Origin of the sequence: Diaphorobacter ruginosibacter (genome assembly GCF_040396215.1) — a bacterium.
Classification (GTDB): Bacteria; Pseudomonadota; Gammaproteobacteria; order Burkholderiales; family Burkholderiaceae_C; genus Diaphorobacter_A; species Diaphorobacter_A ruginosibacter_A.
The window spans coordinates 1-19499 of record NZ_JBEBOW010000007.1; the positions used below are offsets into that span (position 1 = coordinate 1).

A 19499-nucleotide genomic window follows, 5' to 3' on the forward strand; every position below is an offset into this window, starting at 1 on the left:
CGCAAAGCCGCTGTCGCGGCGCGAGGAGATCGTGAACACGTTCTGAGCGGAAATGGTTTCAGGTGTCCGCAGCGCCGGTGACCGGCGTTGTGAGATCTGTGAGATCACCCGAGCTTCGTGTGCCGCTCAGTCAGCCAAAGCGAAGGCGTCCATGCTGATATCTTGCCCGGATGTTTCAGGCGCGGTCTTCGCCAGCGTGACGCCTTCCCAGGCGCCGTCGTTGACCAGTTGCCGCACGACCATCTTGAGCTCGTTGCAGACGAGCGCGGCGCACGATGAGAGCTTTTCGGCCGGTAACGAATAAAGATAGTTGCCTCGGCTCATCTTCGCATCGGAAATCCGCAGGCAGCGCCATTGCGAGGCCGATCCGCCCAACGCATGGACGGCCGCGCGCGGCTTGATGGTCGCGCCCATGCCCGTGCCCACGCATTGCATCAGCAGCGGCAGCGAATCGATTTCGGCGACGGGGTCCATCGTCAGGTTCATTCGTTCGAACTCGAGCGTGATGCGGCGCCGCAGCCCGTGCCCGGGGCTGGGAAGAATCAGGGGCAACTGCGCCACCTCGGACAGGGTGAGCGAGTCCTGGCCTGAACTCACCAGCGCGCTGTCCCGAGGCAGTATGACGAAAAGCTCTTCGTCCAGTATCTCTTCCACGTTCAGCTCGGCCGCCGCATTGCCCCGGAACAGGATGGCGAGGTCCAGTTGGCCTATGCGCGTCATGTGTTCCAGATGGCCGCTCAATCCTTCGACGATATTGAGTATCACCCCGGGGTATTTTGCGCGAAAGTGCTGCATCAGTGGCATGCCGAGCTGGCAGATGGTCGTCGGGGCGAGCCCGATGGCCACGCGGCCGCTGACGAACGAGCTTTCATGCCGAGCCACCGCGATGGCCTGGTCCAGTTGGCGCAGCATGAACTTCGCGTGGTGATACAACGCTTCGCCGTTTTCCGTGGGAGTGACGCCGCGTGAGCTGCGCACCAGCAATTGGCGACCCACTTCGTCTTCAAGGCGCGCCATCTGCTGACTGAGCGCGGGCTGCGCGATATAGAGCTGGCGAGAAGCCTTCGCAAGGCTTCCGCTTTCCACGATCTGAACAAAGTATCTGAGTTGGCGCATGTCCATGGTGATCGTCTCCGTGTACTTATTGAGGGCAGGTGGAAGCCGTGGCCTCTGAAACAGTCCTGTGCAGCTCATCGGCAGCGCTCGGGTTCGCGGCGTGCAGTCCGGCGATATGGCCGAACACCAGGGCGGGTCCCAGCGTGATGCCCGGCCCGGGGTAGGCTCCATTCATGATGGAGTGCATGTCGTTTCCGCACGCATACAACCCCGGTATGACGGAGCCGTCCTGCCGCAACGCCTGAGCATACTCGTTGGTCATGATGCCCGCGGACATTCCCAGGTCCGCGGGAGTGACGCAGACGGCATAGAACGGCGCCGACTCGATGGGAGCGACGCAGGGGTTGGGCGCGTGGTCACCGTCTCCGAGGTGGCGCTGGTACACGTTGGCGCCACGGCTGAATTCCGGGTCTTCTCCATTTCGGGCCGCGTTATTGAATTGTTCGATGGTACCGAGCAGGTTGCCGGCATCAACGCCGATCTGCGATGCCAGTTCCTGCAGACTGGATGCCTTTTTCAGATAGCCCTCGGCCACGTCCCGTTGCGTCGTCAAGGAAAACGGCCTCACGCGCCCCAGTCCGTATTTCCACAGAAATCGGCTGTCGCATATGAGCCATGCCGGTATGGCGGCTTCCGCATGGCGTAGTTGGGCTCTCACGAACTCGTGATAGGAGACGGCTTCGTTCACGAATCGCCTGCCGTTGCTTCCCACGGCGATGAGACCCGGCTTCGCCCGGTCCGTGACGGTGTGGGGGAACAGGGCGAGGGTGCCGTCGCTGCGTTTCCACGTCGATGCGGGGACCCAGAAGGCCATCGCGTCGTCCACTCCGCCCGATGGGGGGCTGAGGGCGGCGCTCGCCCGGCTTGCGAGACGTGCGCCGCGAAGCGGCGATTGCGCATTGACCGTCGCGGAAAGAGAGCCCGCGGCCTGTGGAACATAACGGGAGCGCAACTGTTCGTCGTGCGACAGGCCACCGGTGGCCAGGATCACTGCATTGCGCGCGCCTGCCTTGCGGCGCTGGCCGTTCAGCGAGAACTCGACTCCATCGACGCGATCGGCATCGCGCGTGAGCCTCAGGACCTGGGCCGATGTCACGATGTCGACGCCCAGATCGCGCGCGGACTTGAAGAGCCTCGCCGCGAGGGCGTTGCCGAGTACCAGCGTGGTGCCTCTGTGCGCGCGAAGACGCTGGAGAAGGAAACGGCCCACCAGCTTCATCACATGCCACGCGGCGCCGGGAGAGCGGGCGAATCGGCGAAGCCTGGGTATGTCCTCGCGGCTGATCATCATGCCGCCAAACAGCAGGAACTCGGGCAATGGATCCCGCAACAGCCTGAAATCCTTGCCCAGTTCGAGTCCGTCGAATACAACCGGCTCCAGAACCCGGGCTCCTTCCTTTGCGCCTTGCAGATCCGGGTAGTAGTCAGGATAGCGCTTGACGGGCTGGAGCTTGACGCTGGTTCTGGCTTCCAGGTAGCGAAGCACTGCATCGCAACTCTTCAGGAAGATGTCCATCTTGCGGTCATTCATCGCCCCGGGGACGGTTTGTTCGAGATAGCGGCGCGCGTCGGCCTCGCTATCCGCGATGGCCGCTTCCTGCATTTTGTGGTTTGCGGGAAGCCAGACCATGCCCCCTGAAATGGCTGTCGTTCCGCCCACGCGGTCCGTGGCCTCCAGGAGCAATACCCTTTTGCCTTCAAGGCTCGCCGTCACCGCGGCAGTCAGGCCGGCGGCTCCGGAGCCGACCACGACGACATCGTATGTTTCTTCGATCATTGTGATTGAAGTGTAGATACGTGTTGCCGGGCCGGGGACTACTGATTTCCGATAGCAGGGATCGCCTGCGGTTATCGCTGCGGCGGGAGGGGGTGGCAGGCCTTGGCGGCGGGTTCATGACGGTTGCCGCAAGCAAGGATTGGTTCGCGTAGGGTAACGTATGGTGCCGGCCATGGGATGGCGGTACTGAAATACATCGACCAAATGACGAACCAACATATCAATGGCCCCGCTGCCGGGACCCCATCGTCTTCCCTGCTGCCGGCCAAGGCGCAGAGCGGCAATATCTGGAGGCTGTCCATTGCCCAGGCGCTGGCGGGCGCGAACTCGGTCGTCGTCTATGCGACCGGAGCCATCGTCGGCGACATGCTGGCTCCGGCGCCGGTGCTCGCGACCTTGCCGATCTCCATCTTCGTTGTGGGCATGGCCGCGTGCATTCTGCCGGTGGGCGCCATCACGCGGCGGCATGGACGCCGCGCTGCCTTTCTGAGCGGCACGGGCGCGGGCGTGCTCGCGGGGCTGCTGGCCACGCTTGCGGTCGTGCTCGGCTGGTTCTGGCTGTTCTGCCTGGCGACTTTCTTTGGCGGCAGCTATGCGGCCGTGGTGCTGTCTTTCCGATTCGCGGCGGCCGATGGCGTGGAGCCTGCGCGGCGGGCGCGGGCGCTGTCGCTGGTCATGGCCGGAGGCGTTGCCGCCGGCGTGGTCGGCCCGCAATTGGTGACGTGGACGATGGATCTGTGGCCGCCGCACATGTTTGCCGCGACCTTCCTGGTCCAGGCCATGGTGGCCCTGGCGTCGGCCTTCATCCTGTGGGGTGTGAATCTGCCCATGCCGACGGCGCAGGAGATCGCCGGTGGGCGGCCGCTGCCGCAGATCGCGCGCCAGCCGCGCTTTGTCGCCGCGGCCATCAGCGGGGCTGTGTCCTACATGCTGATGAATTTCCTGATGACCGCCGCGCCGCTGGCCATGCATCTGTGCGGGCATTCGCAGGCCTCATCCAATCTGGGCCTGCAATGGCACGTGATTTCCATGTACGCGCCGAGCTTCTTCACGGGCAGCCTGATCGCGCGGTTCGGCGCCGGGCGCATGGCGGCCGTGGGCCTGGCGCTGATCGGCCTGTCCGCCGCCATCGGGCTGGGCGGCATCGACGTGGCGCATTTCTGGGCCACGCTGGTCCTGCTCGGGCTGGGATGGAATTTCGGCTTCCTGGGCGCATCGGCGCTGGTGCTGGAATGCCACAGGCCCGAGGAGAAGGCGAGGGTGCAGTCGCTCAACGACTTCATCGTGTTCGGCCTGATGGCCATTGGCTCGTTTGCCTCGGGCGGCCTGCTGTCCGCCTATGGCTGGAGCACGGTGCTGGGCGTGTCCTTCATCCCGCTGGCGCTGGCGGCCGTGGCGCTGGCGCTGGCCATGAGGAGAAGCGCGGCATCCGGCCTGGAGCGATGATGCGGCATCCGTGATGCCGGCTGCGCGGTCGCGCCGCACCTGTTCCGGGCGGCCTGCCGGGATGGTGAAAACGCGCAGTTCATATTGTGATCAAACCGCGAAATAGCCGTTCCCCGGATTTCTCACGAAACCCATACTTGCCTCCGCTCGCAACAACATTAAATGGAGACAACGATGCGTTCAATGAGAAGGAAGCTCTGCGCGGCTTTTGTTCCGGCATTGGTTTCGGGTATGGCGTTTTTCGGCGTGCCGGCCATGGCGCAGTCCGTGGTCAAGATGGGGTGCGTTCTGCCGTTGACCGGCGGATCGGCCGCTGTCGGCAATCAGACGCGTGCCGGTGTGCTGGCGGCGGTGGATATCGTCAACAAGAATGGGGGAATCAAGGGCCTGGGCGGCGCCAGGCTCGAAGCGGTTTTCGGGGATTCCCAGTCCAAGGCGGACGTGGGCGTCACCGAGACGGAGCGCCTGATCCAGCGCGAGAACGTGGCGGTGCTTTGCGGCGCGTTCAACAGCGCGGTGACGTTCCCGTCCACCGAAGTGGCCGAGCGCAACAAGACGCCCTGGGTGGCCGTGGGGGCGGTCAAGGACGAGATCACCGAGCGCAATTTCAAGTACACCTTCCGCATCAACAACAAGGCGATCTACGATGCTCGCGAGCAACTGGATGCGATTGCTCTGCTTGCCAAGGAAAGCGGCAAGAACGTCAAGCGGCTGGCCCTGTTCTACGAGGGTGGCGACTGGGGCCGCTCACACGCGGCCAACATCCGCAAACTCGTTGCGGAGCGCGGCTTCGAGATCGTGCTGGATGAGCCGGCTCCGCCGAACCAGGTGGACTTCACCTCGCAATTGCTCAAGATCCGCTCGTCCAGGCCGGATGCGCTGATCCTCGCGCTCTATACGCCAGACCAGTTGCTGTTCACGCGCCAGTTGGCCGAGCAGCGCCTGGACCTGCCTTTTGGCGTGCACTCCGCTGGCGGCGGCACCGAGGATCCGAGTTTCTACAAGGTGATAGATCCCAAGTCGGTGGCGTACTACTTCGTCCAGGAAGACTGGCAAGTGGACATGCTGGACGTCAACAAGGATCCGGTACTGCACGACATCGACAAGCGCACTCGTGACATGCTGGGCTATGGCATGAGCGCATACGTGGCGCAAGGGGTGTCGGCCGTGTACGTGATCGCCGATGCGCTCGAGCGCGCGAAGAGCGCGGACCGCCAGAAGCTGCGTGATGCGCTGGCGGCGACAGACATCACTTCGGGGCCCGCGCTGTTCACTGGATACCAGCGCATCAAGTTTGACGAGAACGGCCAGAACACCTTTGCTCACGGCGTCATCTCGGAAAACCTCGGCGGCAAGCGCCAGACGGTCTGGCCCCTGGAAAACCGGGCGTCGGGCACCACGCCGGTATGGCCCGTGCCTGCATGGTCGCAGCGCAAGTGATCCACCCATCCATCTGAGTCAGGCCGCAAGGCGCGCTATCCGATGGCCATGCCATCGGGCTGGCGCAGCCTTGCCCAAATGAAAGCGGGAGCACGATCCATGGATTGGTATGTTTTGACTTTCTCCGCCATCAACGGCATTCTTGTCGGCGCCATGCTGGGAGGCATTGCGCTGGGACTGAGCATCATCTTCGGTGTGCTGCGCATCGTGAATTTCGCGCACGGATCGTTCCTGATGCTGGCCATGTACACGGCCTACTGGATGCAGCAGAAGGCTGGCTGGGGGCCCTATTGGAGCATCGTGATCGCGGCGCCCCTGATGTTCTTTCTTGGATATCTGGTGCAGGCGGTCATCATCGCGCCGCTGATCCGCCGCGAGAAGGCGCTGGTGGTGGAGCCCATCAGCGCACTGCTGCTGACAGCCGGGGTGTACATCGTGATCGACAACCTGGCGCTGATGGCGTTCGGCCCGAACGTCCGGTCCATCACGCCCTTGGTGGGCAGCACCACTGTCATGCTGGGCGATTTCCCGATCAACGTCTTCCGCCTGATCGCCGCCATCGTGGCGCTCGGCCTCGCGGGCGCGCTGTCGGCATGGCTGGCCTGTAGCGAGATGGGACGCTCGATCAGGGCAACCGCCCAGAACCGCGATGCGGCGGCCATGTCCGGGATCGACGTGGGCTTCATCTACAACGTGACGTTCGGGCTTGGCTGCGCCCTGGTGGGCGTCATGGGCTGCCTGGTGGCGTCGTTCATTCCCATCACGCCCAGCGTCGGTCTTTCGTTCGGCATCAAGAGCTTCATCGTCGTGGTGCTGGGCGGTATCGGAAGCATTGCCGGTTCGCTGGTCGGCGGGATCGTCATCGGCCTGTTCGAGTCCGTCGCCTCGCAGTTTGTCGCGACGCCAACGGCTGCCATCTTCTCGCTGGGCCTGTTCATTCTGATTCTGCTGGTCCGGCCCCAGGGCCTCATGGGCCGCAAGTGAGGTTTTCCACATGAATAGTTCAACTCTTGACGCAACCGGGCGAGGGCGGGCGGCAGCGTCCGCGCGCGCCGGATCGACAGGGCGTGCGGGAATGCTGGGCGCAAGCGCCGTGCTCCTGCTTGCTGGATTGCTGCTCCCGCTGGTGGTGCATGACGAGTTCTACCTGCACAGCCTGATCATGGTGCTCTACTTCGCATATCTGGCGAGCGCCTGGAATCTGATGTGCGGCTACGTCGGCCAGATCTCGTTTGGACATTCGGTGTTCAGCGGCGTGGGCGGTTATTGTTCGGTGCTGCTCTTGACCGGCATGGGCATGTCTCCATGGCTTGGGATGCTGGTGGGCGGCGTGGCCGCGGCCATCCTGGCGGTCGCCATCGGCTTTCCAACCATGCGCTTGCGCGGACCGTACTTTGCGCTCACCACCATCGCCGTGGCGGAAATCGTGCGCATCTGGGTCGAGAACACCGATACGGTATTCGGCATATCCATCAAGGGGGCGGAAGGACTTTCCGTGCCGCTGGTGGGCACGAGCTGGGCGCTGTTTCAGTTCGACAGCAAAGTGCCTTACTACTACATCATCCTCGGGATGCTGGCTCTGGTGATGCTCATCACCGCCCTCATGGAGCGCAGCCGCCTGGGCGTCTGCCTCAAGGCGATCCGGGGCGACCGGGATGCGGCGGAGTCGCTGGGCATCAATCCGACCCGGTACACGCTGATGGCCTATGCGATCAGCGCGTTCATGACGGCGCTGGGAGGCAGCTTCTACGCGCAGTTCATCCGCTTCATCAATCCCGAACGCAACATGGGCGTCGAGCTGTCCATCGACATGGCGCTGATGGCCATCATCGGCGGACAAGGAACGGTGTTCGGCCCGCTGGTGGGCGCGGCATTCCTGGCTCCGGTGGCGGAACTGGCGCGCACCTGGTTCGGGGGGCAGTTGCCGGGCCTGCACCTCGTGCTGTACGGGATGGTTCTGATCCTGGCCGTGCTGTATCTGCCAAAGGGTTTGCTGGATCCGATTCAGCGCCTGGGCCGCGGAATTCTCGCAAGGAGCAAGGCATGAGCGAGACCCTGCTGAAAGTGGAGCGGATCGCCAAGCGGTACGGCGGCGTACAGGCCGTCAAGGACTTGTCCTTCTCCTTGAGGAAGGGCGAGATCCTGGGCCTGCTCGGACCCAACGGAGCGGGCAAGACCACCGCGTTCAACATGATTGCCGGCTTCGTCAATGCCGACCAGGGGCAGATTCTGCTGGACGGCAGGGACATCACCCGCATGCGTCCCTGGAACGTCTGCAGGGCAGGTATTGGAAGAACGTTCCAGCTGTCCAAGCCGTTTGGCGGCATGACGACGCGCGAGAACCTGCTGGTGGGCGGTCTCGTGAAGAGCAACGATCGTGAGAGCAGTCTCGCGAAGGCGGACGAGCTCATCGATTTCCTGGGCCTGGGGCATGTGGCCGACGCCGATGCCGACAACCTCACGGCGTTCGAGCGCCGCAAGGTGGAGCTGGGGCGCGCGCTGTCCACCGATCCCCAGTTGCTGCTGATGGACGAGGTCGTGGCGGGCGCGACGCCGCAGGAGGCCATGGACATGGTGGAGCTGGTGAAGAAAGTGCACCAGCGGGGCGTGACCGTGCTGATCATCGAGCATGTGATGAAAGTGATCATGGGGCTGTCGCATCGCGTCATCGTCATGCATCACGGTGAGCTGATCGCCGATGGCGAACCTTCCGCCGTCGTCAGGCAGCCTGATGTGCTCAAGGCCTATTTTGGGGAGGACTATGTCGATGCTGGCGCTTGAAGTACGCAACCTGACCGTGGGCTACGGGGACGTCTCCGTTCTGCGCGGACTGGATCTCACCGTCGAGGCCGGGCAGATGGTGGCGCTGATCGGCGCCAATGGCGCGGGCAAGACCACGTTGCTGCGCACCATCTCCGGCATGCTCAGGCCGAGCGGCGGGAGCATCACCCTGAAAGGGGTGCCGCTGCAGGGGCTGAAGCCGCATGAAGTGGTGCACGCGGGATTTTCGCAATCGCCCGAAGGCAAGCAGTTGTTCGGCGGCATGTCGATCCGCGAGAACCTGCTGGTGGGCGCGCACAACCCCAGGGCGCGCGCGCTTCGGGAACAGACGCTCAGGGAAGTGTTTGCCCTGTTTCCGATTCTGGAGGAACGCCAGAGGCTTGCGGCGTCCACGCTCTCGGGCGGACAGCAGCAGATGGTGGCCGTGGGGCGTGCGCTGATGGCCAAGCCCGCCGTGCTCGCGCTCGATGAGCCTTCCCTGGGACTTGCGCCGATCATGGTCGATCGCCTGTTCGAGTCCATCAAGAAGATCCGGGACCTTGGCGTGACGGTCCTGGTGATCGAGCAGAACGTATTCAAGGTGCTGCAGATGGCGGACTACGGATACGTGCTGGAGAACGGTTCCATATCGCTCAAGGGAGGCGGCGCCGAGCTGCTGGCCAATGAGCATTTGCGCAGCACCTACCTGGGTATGTAAGGAGACCAACCATCATGAATGTTCAAGTGAATGCGGAGCGTGCGCGGGTACGGACGCCCGCGCAGTTGAAGGCCGTGGCCCTCGATCTGCGGCGCAAGATGATCAGGCAGGCCAGAGGCAAGGGGCAGGGCTATCTGGGGCAGGGCCTGGGTATCGCCGATTTCCTGGCGGCGATGTATTTCCATGAATTCGACGGTAACGACCTGGATTTCTCACGCCATGACAGGAGGCGGTTCTATCTCTCGACGGGCCACTACTCCATCGCCATGTGGGCGGTGCTGGCAGAGCTGGGCATAGTCGATGCGGACCAGCTCGACAGTTATGGCGCGGACGGCAGCCCGCTGGAGATGAGCACCATGGAGGGCCATGTTCCGGGCGTGGAGATGACGGGTGGATCGCTTGGCCACGGATTGGGGATCGCCACCGGCGCGGCGCTTGGCTATCGCCAGGATGGGCGCCGATCGATGATTCATGTGGAGGTCTCCGATGGCGAGCTGCAGGAAGGCTCCACCTGGGAGGCCGCGAATACCGCCGCCAGCTTCAGGCTCGACAACCTGGTCTGCTGGATCGACTGCAACGGCATTCAGGCGGATGGACCGATGGTGGTCAACATCGAACCCGTGGCTGCGCGCTTTGCGGCGTTTGGCTGGCTTGTGCGTGAAATCGATGGCAATGATCCACAGCAGTTGCTGGACACCTTTGCCTGGGCGCGAAAGCAAGAGGGGCGGCCCAAGGCCGTCGTCATGCGCACGACGCCCGGGCGGGGCGTGAAAAGAATCGAACAGCGCGACCGGGCGCATTTCGTTCGCATCGATGCGGATGAATGGGATCTTGTCGCTCGTGAACTGGAGGCTGAAAATGTCTGAAGTGAAATCCCGCACGCTGGCGATGGGCGAGTCCGAGGCGGTGGTCGGACGCGAAGCGGTTTTCGCGCCATTCTCGATAGGCACCATGAAGGCCGCCGGCTCGCACGACGAGCTGGTCGTGCTCACGGCGGATCTTGGCAAGTACACGGACATCTCGGACTTCAGGCACAGGTATCCGGACCGCTTCTTCAACGTAGGCATGGCCGAGCAGGCGCTGGTCATGGCGGCGGCCGGCCTGTCCAAGGTCGGCAAGGTGGCGTACTGCACGACCTATGGCACGTTCGCCACGCGGCGCGCCTACGACTTTCTTGCCATTGCGTGCGCGCACAGCGAGGAGAACGTCAAGATGTTCGCCGGCAATCCCGGGCTGATGAGCGGATACGGCGGGACGCACCAGGCCAACGAGGATCTGGCGCTGATGCGCTCCATCCCGAACATGACGGTGCTCGATCCTTGCGATGCGACCGAGATGGAGCAGATCGCCGCGATGGCCGTGGACATCCCGGGGACGGTGTATTGCCGCCTGCTACGGGCCAACGTTCCCGTGGTGTTCGATGCCGGAACGCACAAGGTGCGGGTGGGCAAGGGACACGTCATCGGCGACGGAGCGGACATCGGTTTCGTATCGACCGGCTCCATGACCGAACGGGTGCTGGATGCCCGCGAAGCCCTGGCGAAGAGGGGGATTCGCAGCAGCGTGTTTCACACGGCGAGCATCAAGCCGTTCGATTCGGCGGGGCTGCTGGACTTCGCGGCGTCCGTCAAGCGGCTTGTGGTTTGTGAAAACCATGTGGCCAGCGGCGGGCTGTCGACCCTGGTGATCGAAGCCATGTTCGATGCCGCGATGCATCGTCCGTTGCTCAAGATCGCCATTCCCGACCAGTTCACGGAGTGCGGCTCTCATGCCTATCTGCTGAACAAGTACGGCTTGAGCACGGACCGGATCATCGAACGAGTGGAGCATTGGCTGCGATGAACACGGACGTGAACATGGCGCGGGTGCGCGCCTATGGGTCGGCGCACCGCTATTTCCAGGGGCCGGGAGCGCTGGGCCTGGTGGGCGGGATGTGTGCGTCCCTTGGCGCGCAGCCTGTGCTCGTCGCCGACGCGACGGTCGCGCAACTGGTATGGGAGCCGCTGCGAAGCGGATGCGCCGGCCATGGGCTGCAGCTCGAATGGGTGGAATCCAGCGGCGATGTGACGCGCGCCCTGGTGCGCAGCCTGGTCGAGACGGCTACCGCCTCGGGCGGAAAACCCGATGTGGTGATCGCGGCTGGCGGCGGCAAGGGCGTGGATACCGGAAAGGCTGTCTCCAGGGAGTTGAGCGCGCGCCTGGTGGTGCTGCCCACTTCCGCCTCCAACGATGGGCCTTGCAGCGAGTCGTTCGTCTATTACAACGAACGTCACGAGATGGAGTCCGTTGAGCATTTGCCCCGCAACCCCGATGCGGTCATCGTCGACACGCAGGTGTTGATCAAGGCACCGAGGGCGCTGCTGGTCTCGGGAATCGGCGATGCCTTGTGCAAGCTGTACGAAGGCCAGCAGGCGCGCGCGGCCAAGGGGCTGAATCTGTTTGGCGGGCGCGGCACGGTGGCTGCCCAACAGTTGTCCCTGGCCTGCGAGCGCGTGATCCGGGAGCATGCGGCAGCCGGATTGCGGGCCCTGGATGCGGGCGTTCCAGACGCCGCATTCGAGAATCTCACGGAAGGGCTGGTGCTGCTGGCGGGGCTGGCGTTCGAGAACAGCGGCCTGTCGATTGCCCATTCCATGACGCGCGGGCTCACCCTCGTGCCGCGGATCGCCTCGCAACTGCATGGACAGCAGGTGGGCTATGGCCTGCTGGTCCAGTTCGCGCTGGAGCGGCGCGATGCGGATTTCATGGCGGAGCAGTTGCGCTTTCATCGCAGCGTCGGCCTGGCGACCTCGCTGCGCGAGCTGGGAGGCGCCGAGCCCGATGGCGCAGTCATCCGGCGCATCGCGCAGGGCGCGATGACCGCGCCTCATCTCCAGCATTTCGACAGGCCGCTTGGCGTGGCGGACTTCGAAGAAGCGATGGCCGCCGTGGAAGCCTTTTCTCGAGCACATAAGGGATGAATCACAACATGGAAAACCAAACTTCTCCTTTGGCCATCATCACGGGTGGCGGTACGGGCCTTGGCCTGGCCGCGGGCCTGGAGCTGCGCCAGCGGGGCTGGCGCGTGCTGGCCCTGGGCCTGGACACGGAGCCCGAGCTGGAAGGCTCGGGCATCGAGTTCCAGAAGGCGGACGTCACCGACGCGGCCCTGTTCGAGGCGCTGGCCGAGCGCCATCCGCGCGTGGACATGCTCGTCAATGCGGCGGGAATCATCCTGCACGATGAGCGCGAGTTCGGCATGGACGGATTCAGAAAGGTCATCGACGTCAATCTTCACGGCACGCAGCTCGCCTGCCTGTCGCTGCGGGCTTCCCTGGCGCGGGCAGGGGGCAGCATCGTGAACTACGCGTCCATGTGGAGCTATTTCGGATCGGGCCGCAATCCCGCCTATTCCGCGAGCAAGGGGGCAGTGGTCTCGCTCACGCGCTCCTTGGCCGTGGCCTTTGCCGTGGACGGCGTGCGGGTCAATGCCGTCGCTCCGGGGTGGATCGAGACGCGGATGTCGACCCGGGCGTTCTCGGACCCGCAGCGCGCCACGCCGATCCTCAACCGCATCCCGGCCGCGCGCTGGGGCAGGCCCGCCGAGGTCGCCAAGGCCGTGGCCTTTCTCGGCTCCGCGGATGCGGGCTACATCACCGGCGTGGTTCTTCCCGTCGATGGCGGATACAGCATCGCCTGAGCCGTGGTTGCACTATGAGCGAACTCAATCAATTCAACGCACTGCACGGGATATCCATACCGCAGCTGCTGGCCCGCCGCGCGGCGGAGCATCCGTTCCGGCTGGCGCTGTCCGCGAGGAGCCATCGGGGCTTTCGTGACCGCCTCAGCTATGCGCAGCTCGCCAGCCGCATGGATGCGGTGGCGCGCGGCCTTGCGCAAAAAGGGCTGGAGGCGGGCGAGCGTGTCGCGCTGTTCCTGAACAACGACGCCGTACGCGAGGGAGTGCTGACCGCGCTGGGCTGCTGGCGGCTGGGCGCGATCGTTTCGCCGATCAATGTCCGTGGCTCGGATGATGAGCTGGTGTATGCGTTGGACCTGGTGGAGCCCAGGTTCATCGTCTGCACGCGAAATGACGTGGCGCGCGTGGCGCGGCTTTGCCCTGACGTGGCGCGCCTGGTCGTGGGGGCGCCCGCGCGCAACCGCGATGTCTGGCCCGAGCCGGAACAGGTGTTTTCCTACGAGCCGCTGCCTGCGTTTCCGGACGCGGATACGACCAGCGTGCTGCTGTTCACATCGGGAACCACGGCGCGCTCCAAGGCCGTCATGCACTGCCATCGCAGCCAGATCTTCTGCGGTTTTTCCATTGCCAGCGGCATCGGGTTGACGGCGCAGGATGGCTATCAGGGCGCATGGCCGCTCTACACCAGTTCGGTGCTCAACATGGCGTGCATGGCCGCATGGGTGGCAGGCGCCTCGGTCACGCTGGAGGAGACCACGCTGGACAACGCCGGGAGGCTGCGCCTGATCGAAAGCGAAGCCACCACGGTCTATCACGGCGTCACGTCGCCGCTGCATTTCATGATCGATGAATTCGCGCACGGCGACTATGACCTGTCGCGGGTACGGCGGGTGGTATATGGCGGTGCGGCCATGCCCGTGGAGGTGATCACCAAGTTCCGCGAGCGCATGCCCTGGGCTGACCAGATCCATATCTGGGGCATGACAGAGACCGGCCCGTCGGGCACCTATCTCGCGCCCTGGTTCCTGCCGCGCAAGGCGGGGTGCATCGGGCAGCCGATGACCGGCTGCGCGGTCAGCATCGTGGACGAGGATATGAACCCCCTGCCCGCGGGCAGCGATGGAGAGATCGTCTTCTCCGGCCCTTCCGCCGCGCAAGGTTATTGGCGCAACCCGGAGGCCACCCGCGTGACGTTCGTCGGCGGCTGGGTGCGCACCGGCGATATCGGCCGGTTCGACGAAGAAGGGCATCTGCATTTTGTCGATCGCAAGAAGGACATCATCAATCGCGGCGGGCTGAAGATTTCGTCCGCGGCGGTCGAGGAAGTCATCTACCAGTTTCCCGGCGTCTCGGAGGTCGCTGTCGTCGCCGTGCCGCACGCGGGACTGGGGGAGGACATCGCGGCGTGCGTGGTCGCGGTGGAGGGCGCGGCGCTGCAGGCCGAGGCGCTGCGCGAGTTCTGCGCCAGGCGATTGGCAGATTACGAAACGCCGCGCAAATGGCATTTCCTGACGGCGCTGCCTAAAAACCCCATGGGCAAGATTCTGAAGCGGGAGCTGCGAGAGCAGCTGGTGACTCAATGAACGATTCGAACAAGACAACTGAATATGCCGTGCGCATACACGCGTATGGCGGGCCGCAGGCCATGGTCTATGAAGCCGTGGACGTGCCAGCCCCGGCGCCCGGCGAAGTGCAGATTCGCCAGAGCGCCATCGGCATCAATTATCTGGATACGTATCACCGGCGCGGCATTTTCCCGATTCCCCTGCTGCCTGGCGCGCTGGGCGTGGAAGCGGCGGGCACCGTGGTGGCGGTGGGACAGGGCGTCACCGGGTTCAGGCAAGGAGACCGTGTGTCGTATGCCTGCCCGCCGGTGGGCAGCTATGCGAGCCTGCGAAACCTGCCCGGCAGACATCTGGTGAAGCTGCCCGACGCGGTGGGGTTCGAGCAGGCGGCCGCGGCAACGCTGCAGGGGCTGACGGTGCATATGCTGCTGCGCAAGGTGACTCATCTTCGTGCCGGGCAGAGCGTGTTGCTGCACTCCGCCGCGGGCGGCCTGGGCTCGCTGCTGACGCAATGGGCCAAGCGCATGGGCCTGCACGTGATTGGCGTGGTGGGCTCGCAGGAAAAACTCGCGGTGGCCCGGGCGAACGGTTGCGATGAGGTGATCGTCGGTTCGCAGGAGCCCTTTGCCGAAGGCGTTCGCCGCATCACGGGCTCGCAGGGCGTGGACGTGGTTTTTGAAGGGCTGGGCGGCTCGGTGTTTCACGAGTCGCTCTCGCTCGTCAAGCCATTTGGCCAGATCGTGAATCTCGGGCAGGTCGCGGAAGGCTTGCCGAACGTGAGCCTCGCGGACCTGGGTCCGGCGCGTTCGCTGAGCGTTTGCGTGCCTGGCGTTTTTGCCTATGTGCGCACCCATCCGGATCTGCAGGCCGCGGCGGATGAGTTGTTCGGCTTGATCGCCGATGGCTCCTTGAAGGTGCATGTGGGCGCGCGTTTTGCATTGAGCCAGGCCGCTCAGGCCCATCACGCGTTGGAGTCCCGCGCCACGACGGGATCGCTGGTGCTGCTTCCCGAAGGGAGCGCGGCATGAGCACTTTCGATACGCCGGAGTTGATCGGTTTTCGCCAGGAGGTGCGCTCCTTTCTCAAGGAGAAGCTGGATGCGCGCCTGGTCCACGAAACCCGTGGCGGACTGCACATGGAGCGCGAGGACATGGCGCGCTGGCAAGCGATCCTCCATGCCCGCGGATGGGGTGCGCCCCATTGGCCCGTGAGCGCCGGGGGAACGGGCTGGAATGAATTGCAGCGCTACATCTTCGAGGAGGAGAGCGCGTTTGCCGATGCGCCCTTGGGTGACGTGCACGGCCTGTTCCTGGCCGGACCGATGATCATCGCCGAGGGCAGCCAGGCGCAGAAGCAGCGCTATCTGCCCAGGATTCTTGCGGGCGAGGAGTTCTGGTGCCAGGGATTTTCCGAACCCAACGCCGGATCCGATCTGGCGTCGCTCAAGACCCGCGCCACGCGGGATGGCGACGACTGGATCATCAACGGACAGAAGACCTGGCTGTCCAGCGGACACCATGCGGATCTGATGTTCTGCCTGGCGCGCACCGACGTGGATGCCAAGCCGCAGGCGGGTCTTTCGGTTTTCATTCTCGACATGAAGGATCCCGGAATCAGCCTGCAGCCCATCCTGACAATGGACGAGGGCCACAGCGTCAACGCGGTGTTCTTCGACAACGTGCGCGTACCGGCTGCAAACGTCATCGGCGAGCTGAACAAGGGGTGGACCTACGCGAAGGAATTGCTGGCGCGAGAGCGCGTCAACAACGCTCAGGCGCCTCGCACCAAGCGCGACATCCTGGAGCTCGAGCGCATGGCTCGCAGCCTGGAGGGCGCCGACGGCAGGCCCCTGATCGAGGAGCCCTGGGTCCGCCGCAGGCTTGCCGCGCTGACGGTGGATTTTGTCGCGCTGGAATCCGCAGCGCTGAGCGTGATCGCGGAGCAGATGAAGGGCCGGGAGCCTGGGCCCGCGGCATCGTATCTGAAGATCCGTGGATCGGAACTCCAGCAGCGCGTGAGTGAGACGGCGATGGCGATGCTGGGCGGCTCGGGTGTGCTGCTGGGCGAGGAGTACGGCAGCGGCCTTCTGGAGAAGGCGGGGCGCGGCTGGTCCGAACGCCATTTCTTCAGGCGGGTGGTGACGATCTACGCCGGTGCCAACGAGATCCAGAAATCCATCATCTCCAAAGCCATTCTCGACATGTAGGAGCAGCGACATGGAACAGTCAGAACTTGAAATGCTGGTGCAGTCCGCGCAGCGCTGGTTTGCCAGGAACACGCCGCATGGCGAGCGGGTCGCCAGCTTCTCCCGGGGCAATGTCGCCGCCCCAGGCGCATGGAACGAGATGGCCGGCATGGGATGGCTGGGGTTGACGCTCCCTGAAAGCCAGGGCGGGTCGGGAGCCGGCGCGGCCGAGGCGTTCGATCTGCTGCGAAGCGCGGGCAGGGATGCGCGCCCTGAACCGCTGGGGCTGCATTTGATGCTGGCGCCGCGTGTCGCCTCGGCCATTCCCGATATGGGCCCATCGTTGGCGGACGGCTCGGTGCGCCTGGCCATGGCGGATGGAGCCAGGGCCGGCAATCGGGCGCTGCTCGAGGGCGGCCGCCTGTCCGGAGAGCTTCGCGCGGTCGAGGGTATCGCGGACGCGACCCATGTGCTCGTGCCCGTGGGCGCCGCAGGGCAGCCGGGCAACCCCGCCATGCTGCTGGATCTGAAGCATGCGGGCATTGTGCAGTCGCGTGCCAGGTGGGTGGACGGGCGGGTGAGCGCGGTGCTGACATTGCGGGATGTGCCGGCCGTCGAGGCGATGCCTGCGGATACGGCCATCGATCTCGCGGCCGCGGCACAGGTCGCGGATGCCAGCGGTGTGATGCAGGAGGCGTTCGTGATGACGCTGGATTACCTCAGGCAACGCGCGCAGTTCGGCAAGCCGCTGTCGTCGCAGCAAGCCATCCAGCACCGCATGGCGGAGGTGTTCTGCGATATGCAACTGCAATTCGCCCTGGCGTCGCGTCTGGCGCATGAACTGGATGCCGCTCCATCGGGCCCGTGGCCGACGCTGGCCGTGGCCAAGAGTTACGTGGGGCGGCGGGTGCTGCGCGCGGTTGGCGCGTTGATCCAGGTGTCGGGCGGGATTGCGGTCACCGAGGAATACCGGCTCACGCATCTCTACCGCCGCCTGCATGTGGCCGCGCAGCTGTATGGAACTCCCGAGACGCAGCTGGAGCGCATAGACGCCCGGGCGCTGCTGTCCGCGGCCTGACTCCACGCTTGCTTCATCGATTCCTTTTCCATGGACCGGTCCACCGGCCGGTCCATTTCATCTCATCTCATCACATCATCCGGGAGACAACCACCATGACCGAAAAATCCGTCGAACTCGAAATCCGTGATCGCGTAGCCTATGTCACGCTGAATCGCCCTGACAGTTTCAATGCCGTCAACGGCGCGATGCACAAGACGCTCTCGCGCATCTTCATCGACCTGGGCGAACGCCGCGATCTCTCGGCCATCGTGCTGACCGGCTCCGGGCGTGCCTTCTGCGCGGGCGGCGACATCGAGTGGATGCGCGAAGCCATTCGTGAGCCGGAGGGCTTCGAGATCGTGACCTGGGAGGCCAAGCGCATCGTCTATTCGATGCTCGATTGCGAGATCCCCATCATCGGGCGCATCAATGGCGATGCCGTGGGCCTGGGGGCGACGCTGGCGCTGCTGTGCGACATCACGGTCATGGACGAAAAGGCGCGCATCGGCGATCCGCACGTGCGCGTCGGATTGAACGCGGCCGACGGAGGAGGCTTCCTGTGGCCCGCGCTGATCGGCTTCGGCAGGGCCAGGGAGCTGCTGCTGACGGGCGACCTGCTTTCGGCGGCGCAGGCGCATGCATTGGGCGCGATAGGCCATGTCGTGGCATCGGAAGAACTGGATGCGCGCGTGCAGACGATCGCATCCAAATTGAAGGGCGGAGCCACCAAGGCCATCCGCTGGACCAAGGCTGGATATACCATTCCCCTGCGCCAGCTGGCCCATGGCCACATGGATGCCGGCACCGCGTACGAATGCTTGACCAACCTGACGCAGGACCATCATGAGGCAGTGGAGGCTTTCGCAGCCAAGCGCAAGCCGGTTTTCACCGGGCGCTGAAGCGGGCGGCCCGCACAACGGAGAGACGCAACTTGGAGCAGCTTGAAGAACCCAGGAGCGAAGGCGTGCGGGGCGCGCAGAGCGTGCGCCGCGCGCTGTCGCTGTTGCGCGGAGTGGCCACGCAGTCGGAGCGGGGCGTCAAGCTGGTCCAATTGGTGCGGGAGTCCGGCATGGACCGCGGCACGGCGTACCGGCTGCTCAGTTGCCTCGTCGAGGAGGGTTTTGTCCATCGTGATGAGCAAGGCCTCTACCGGCTGGGACCGCAGGCCGTCGTGCTGGGGTCGTTGATGCCGCAGATGACTCCGCTCATCGCCATGTTCGGACCTCCGATGAAGCGCATTGCCCGTATCGCGGGCGATACGGTGTTTCTCATGATCCGGTATGGCGACATGGTGCAATGCGATCACCGGGAGCTGGGCGGAGCGCTTGCGGAAGTGCTGACGACCGTGAGCGGCCAGCGCCGCCTTCTGGGTACGGGAACAGGCAGCGTGGCGATCCTGGGGCTGATGGATGAGGTGGAGATCGCCAAGCTCTGGGAGCGCCATGCCGCGGAGTACGGCGCGCTCGGTTTTTCACTGGAGCGCCTGCAGGCCATGGCGCATGCGGTCCGGCAGCGGCGCATCGCGATCACTTTTGATGCGATCGAGCCCGGGGTTGCTGGAATCGGCGTGGCTTTCCGTATTGGCAGCCATGCCATGGGCGCGCTGTCCATCGGTACCCACACGGCACGCTTCGGGCCGGAGCGGCAGTTCCAGCTCGGCGAGCTTCTGAAAGCGGAGCTTGATGCGCTGGGACTATGGCATCCGGTGGCGCGCGGCGGCTGATTCCCGTTGCCTGCCCTGACGCCCCGGCCA

The 19499-nt window shown here is 64.6% G+C and carries 18 protein-coding genes; 16 read left to right on the forward strand and 2 right to left on the reverse strand.

Translation table 11 applies throughout. The features are described 5' to 3' along the window. Positions 1-126: 126 nt before the first annotated feature. Both ABWP92_RS02105 and ABWP92_RS02110 read right to left on the reverse strand, forming a co-directional pair. Positions 127-1122: a LysR substrate-binding domain-containing protein gene (locus ABWP92_RS02105; RefSeq protein WP_353233687.1), complete on the reverse strand. Its 996-nt coding sequence runs from the start codon at positions 1120-1122 to the stop codon at positions 127-129. A gap of 19 nt (positions 1123-1141) precedes the next feature. Further along, positions 1142-2893 (reverse strand): FAD-dependent oxidoreductase, encoded by a 1752-nt coding sequence (locus ABWP92_RS02110; protein WP_353233688.1) that lies wholly within the window; start codon positions 2891-2893, stop codon positions 1142-1144. A 204-nt stretch (positions 2894-3097) separates the two neighbouring features. On the opposite strand from ABWP92_RS02110, the gene ABWP92_RS02115 reads away from it, so the two are divergent. The 16 genes from ABWP92_RS02115 to ABWP92_RS02190 all read left to right on the forward strand — a co-directional run bounded on the left by ABWP92_RS02115 (position 3098) and on the right by ABWP92_RS02190 (position 19469). After that, complete coding sequence (locus tag ABWP92_RS02115; protein WP_353233689.1) at positions 3098-4339, forward strand: MFS transporter; 1242 nt, start codon at positions 3098-3100, stop codon at positions 4337-4339. 174 nt (positions 4340-4513) lie between these two features. Then, positions 4514-5779, forward strand: coding sequence for an ABC transporter substrate-binding protein (locus tag ABWP92_RS02120; protein ID WP_353233690.1), 1266 nt, complete (start codon positions 4514-4516; stop codon positions 5777-5779). A 114-nt stretch (positions 5780-5893) separates the two neighbouring features. Further along, positions 5894-6763: a branched-chain amino acid ABC transporter permease gene (locus tag ABWP92_RS02125; protein ID WP_353233691.1), complete on the forward strand. Its 870-nt coding sequence runs from the start codon at positions 5894-5896 to the stop codon at positions 6761-6763. A gap of 10 nt (positions 6764-6773) precedes the next feature. Continuing rightward, positions 6774-7826 carry a branched-chain amino acid ABC transporter permease gene (locus ABWP92_RS02130; protein WP_353233692.1) on the forward strand — a complete coding sequence of 351 codons (1053 nt, stop codon included), beginning with the start codon at positions 6774-6776 and terminating at the stop codon, positions 7824-7826. Beyond that, on the forward strand, positions 7823-8560 hold the full coding sequence (locus ABWP92_RS02135; RefSeq protein ID WP_353233693.1) for an ABC transporter ATP-binding protein: 738 nt from the start codon (positions 7823-7825) through the stop codon (positions 8558-8560). The genes ABWP92_RS02130 and ABWP92_RS02135 overlap by 4 nt, the downstream gene beginning before the upstream one ends. Further along, positions 8547-9257, forward strand: a complete 711-nt coding sequence (locus ABWP92_RS02140) for an ABC transporter ATP-binding protein (protein WP_502907433.1) — start codon at positions 8547-8549, stop codon at positions 9255-9257. Before ABWP92_RS02135 ends, ABWP92_RS02140 begins: the two co-directional genes overlap by 14 nt. A 14-nt stretch (positions 9258-9271) precedes the next feature. After that, complete coding sequence (locus ABWP92_RS02145; RefSeq protein ID WP_353233695.1) at positions 9272-10123, forward strand: transketolase; 852 nt, start codon at positions 9272-9274, stop codon at positions 10121-10123. Then, positions 10116-11099, forward strand: coding sequence for a transketolase family protein (locus ABWP92_RS02150; RefSeq protein WP_353233696.1), 984 nt, complete (start codon positions 10116-10118; stop codon positions 11097-11099). Before ABWP92_RS02145 ends, ABWP92_RS02150 begins: the two co-directional genes overlap by 8 nt. Then, a complete protein-coding gene (locus ABWP92_RS02155) occupies positions 11096-12217 on the forward strand; it encodes a glycerol dehydrogenase (protein ID WP_353233733.1) in 1122 nt (373 codons plus the stop codon). The genes ABWP92_RS02150 and ABWP92_RS02155 overlap by 4 nt, the downstream gene beginning before the upstream one ends. A gap of 8 nt (positions 12218-12225) precedes the next feature. After that, a complete protein-coding gene (locus tag ABWP92_RS02160) occupies positions 12226-12936 on the forward strand; it encodes an SDR family NAD(P)-dependent oxidoreductase (protein ID WP_353233697.1) in 711 nt (236 codons plus the stop codon). Positions 12937-12950: 14 nt separating this feature from the next. After that, on the forward strand, positions 12951-14519 hold the full coding sequence (locus tag ABWP92_RS02165; RefSeq protein WP_353233698.1) for a class I adenylate-forming enzyme family protein: 1569 nt from the start codon (positions 12951-12953) through the stop codon (positions 14517-14519). Next, positions 14516-15529 carry a quinone oxidoreductase family protein gene (locus ABWP92_RS02170; protein ID WP_353233699.1) on the forward strand — a complete coding sequence of 338 codons (1014 nt, stop codon included), beginning with the start codon at positions 14516-14518 and terminating at the stop codon, positions 15527-15529. The genes ABWP92_RS02165 and ABWP92_RS02170 overlap by 4 nt, the downstream gene beginning before the upstream one ends. After that, entirely contained in the window at positions 15526-16707 is a 1182-nt protein-coding gene (locus tag ABWP92_RS02175; protein WP_353233700.1) for an acyl-CoA dehydrogenase family protein, read from the forward strand. The genes ABWP92_RS02170 and ABWP92_RS02175 overlap by 4 nt, the downstream gene beginning before the upstream one ends. Before the next feature lie 10 nt (positions 16708-16717). Continuing rightward, positions 16718-17764 carry an acyl-CoA dehydrogenase family protein gene (locus ABWP92_RS02180; protein ID WP_353233701.1) on the forward strand — a complete coding sequence of 349 codons (1047 nt, stop codon included), beginning with the start codon at positions 16718-16720 and terminating at the stop codon, positions 17762-17764. A 95-nt stretch (positions 17765-17859) separates the two neighbouring features. Further along, complete coding sequence (locus ABWP92_RS02185; protein ID WP_353233702.1) at positions 17860-18645, forward strand: enoyl-CoA hydratase/isomerase family protein; 786 nt, start codon at positions 17860-17862, stop codon at positions 18643-18645. 32 nt (positions 18646-18677) lie between these two features. After that, positions 18678-19469 (forward strand): IclR family transcriptional regulator, encoded by a 792-nt coding sequence (locus ABWP92_RS02190; protein ID WP_353233703.1) that lies wholly within the window; start codon positions 18678-18680, stop codon positions 19467-19469. Positions 19470-19499 lie beyond the last annotated feature (30 nt).

What these genes read in the sequence shown, in the direction of transcription:
- ABWP92_RS02145 (WP_353233695.1), top strand. Translation starts at nt 9,272, where the DNA reads ATGAATGTTCAAGTGAATGCGGAGCGTGCGCGGGTACGGACGCCCGCG.
- ABWP92_RS02105 (WP_353233687.1), bottom strand. Translation starts at nt 1,122, where the DNA reads ATGGACATGCGCCAACTCAGATACTTTGTTCAGATCGTGGAAAGCGGA.
- ABWP92_RS02130 (WP_353233692.1), top strand. Translation starts at nt 6,774, where the DNA reads ATGAATAGTTCAACTCTTGACGCAACCGGGCGAGGGCGGGCGGCAGCG.
- ABWP92_RS02185 (WP_353233702.1), top strand. Translation starts at nt 17,860, where the DNA reads ATGACCGAAAAATCCGTCGAACTCGAAATCCGTGATCGCGTAGCCTAT.
- ABWP92_RS02155 (WP_353233733.1), top strand. Translation starts at nt 11,096, where the DNA reads ATGAACACGGACGTGAACATGGCGCGGGTGCGCGCCTATGGGTCGGCG.
- ABWP92_RS02140 (WP_502907433.1), top strand. Translation starts at nt 8,547, where the DNA reads ATGCTGGCGCTTGAAGTACGCAACCTGACCGTGGGCTACGGGGACGTC.
- ABWP92_RS02120 (WP_353233690.1), top strand. Translation starts at nt 4,514, where the DNA reads ATGCGTTCAATGAGAAGGAAGCTCTGCGCGGCTTTTGTTCCGGCATTG.
- ABWP92_RS02175 (WP_353233700.1), top strand. Translation starts at nt 15,526, where the DNA reads ATGAGCACTTTCGATACGCCGGAGTTGATCGGTTTTCGCCAGGAGGTG.
- ABWP92_RS02170 (WP_353233699.1), top strand. Translation starts at nt 14,516, where the DNA reads ATGAACGATTCGAACAAGACAACTGAATATGCCGTGCGCATACACGCG.
- ABWP92_RS02165 (WP_353233698.1), top strand. Translation starts at nt 12,951, where the DNA reads ATGAGCGAACTCAATCAATTCAACGCACTGCACGGGATATCCATACCG.
- ABWP92_RS02150 (WP_353233696.1), top strand. Translation starts at nt 10,116, where the DNA reads ATGTCTGAAGTGAAATCCCGCACGCTGGCGATGGGCGAGTCCGAGGCG.
- ABWP92_RS02180 (WP_353233701.1), top strand. Translation starts at nt 16,718, where the DNA reads ATGGAACAGTCAGAACTTGAAATGCTGGTGCAGTCCGCGCAGCGCTGG.
- ABWP92_RS02160 (WP_353233697.1), top strand. Translation starts at nt 12,226, where the DNA reads ATGGAAAACCAAACTTCTCCTTTGGCCATCATCACGGGTGGCGGTACG.
- ABWP92_RS02135 (WP_353233693.1), top strand. Translation starts at nt 7,823, where the DNA reads ATGAGCGAGACCCTGCTGAAAGTGGAGCGGATCGCCAAGCGGTACGGC.
- ABWP92_RS02110 (WP_353233688.1), bottom strand. Translation starts at nt 2,893, where the DNA reads ATGATCGAAGAAACATACGATGTCGTCGTGGTCGGCTCCGGAGCCGCC.
- ABWP92_RS02115 (WP_353233689.1), top strand. Translation starts at nt 3,098, where the DNA reads ATGACGAACCAACATATCAATGGCCCCGCTGCCGGGACCCCATCGTCT.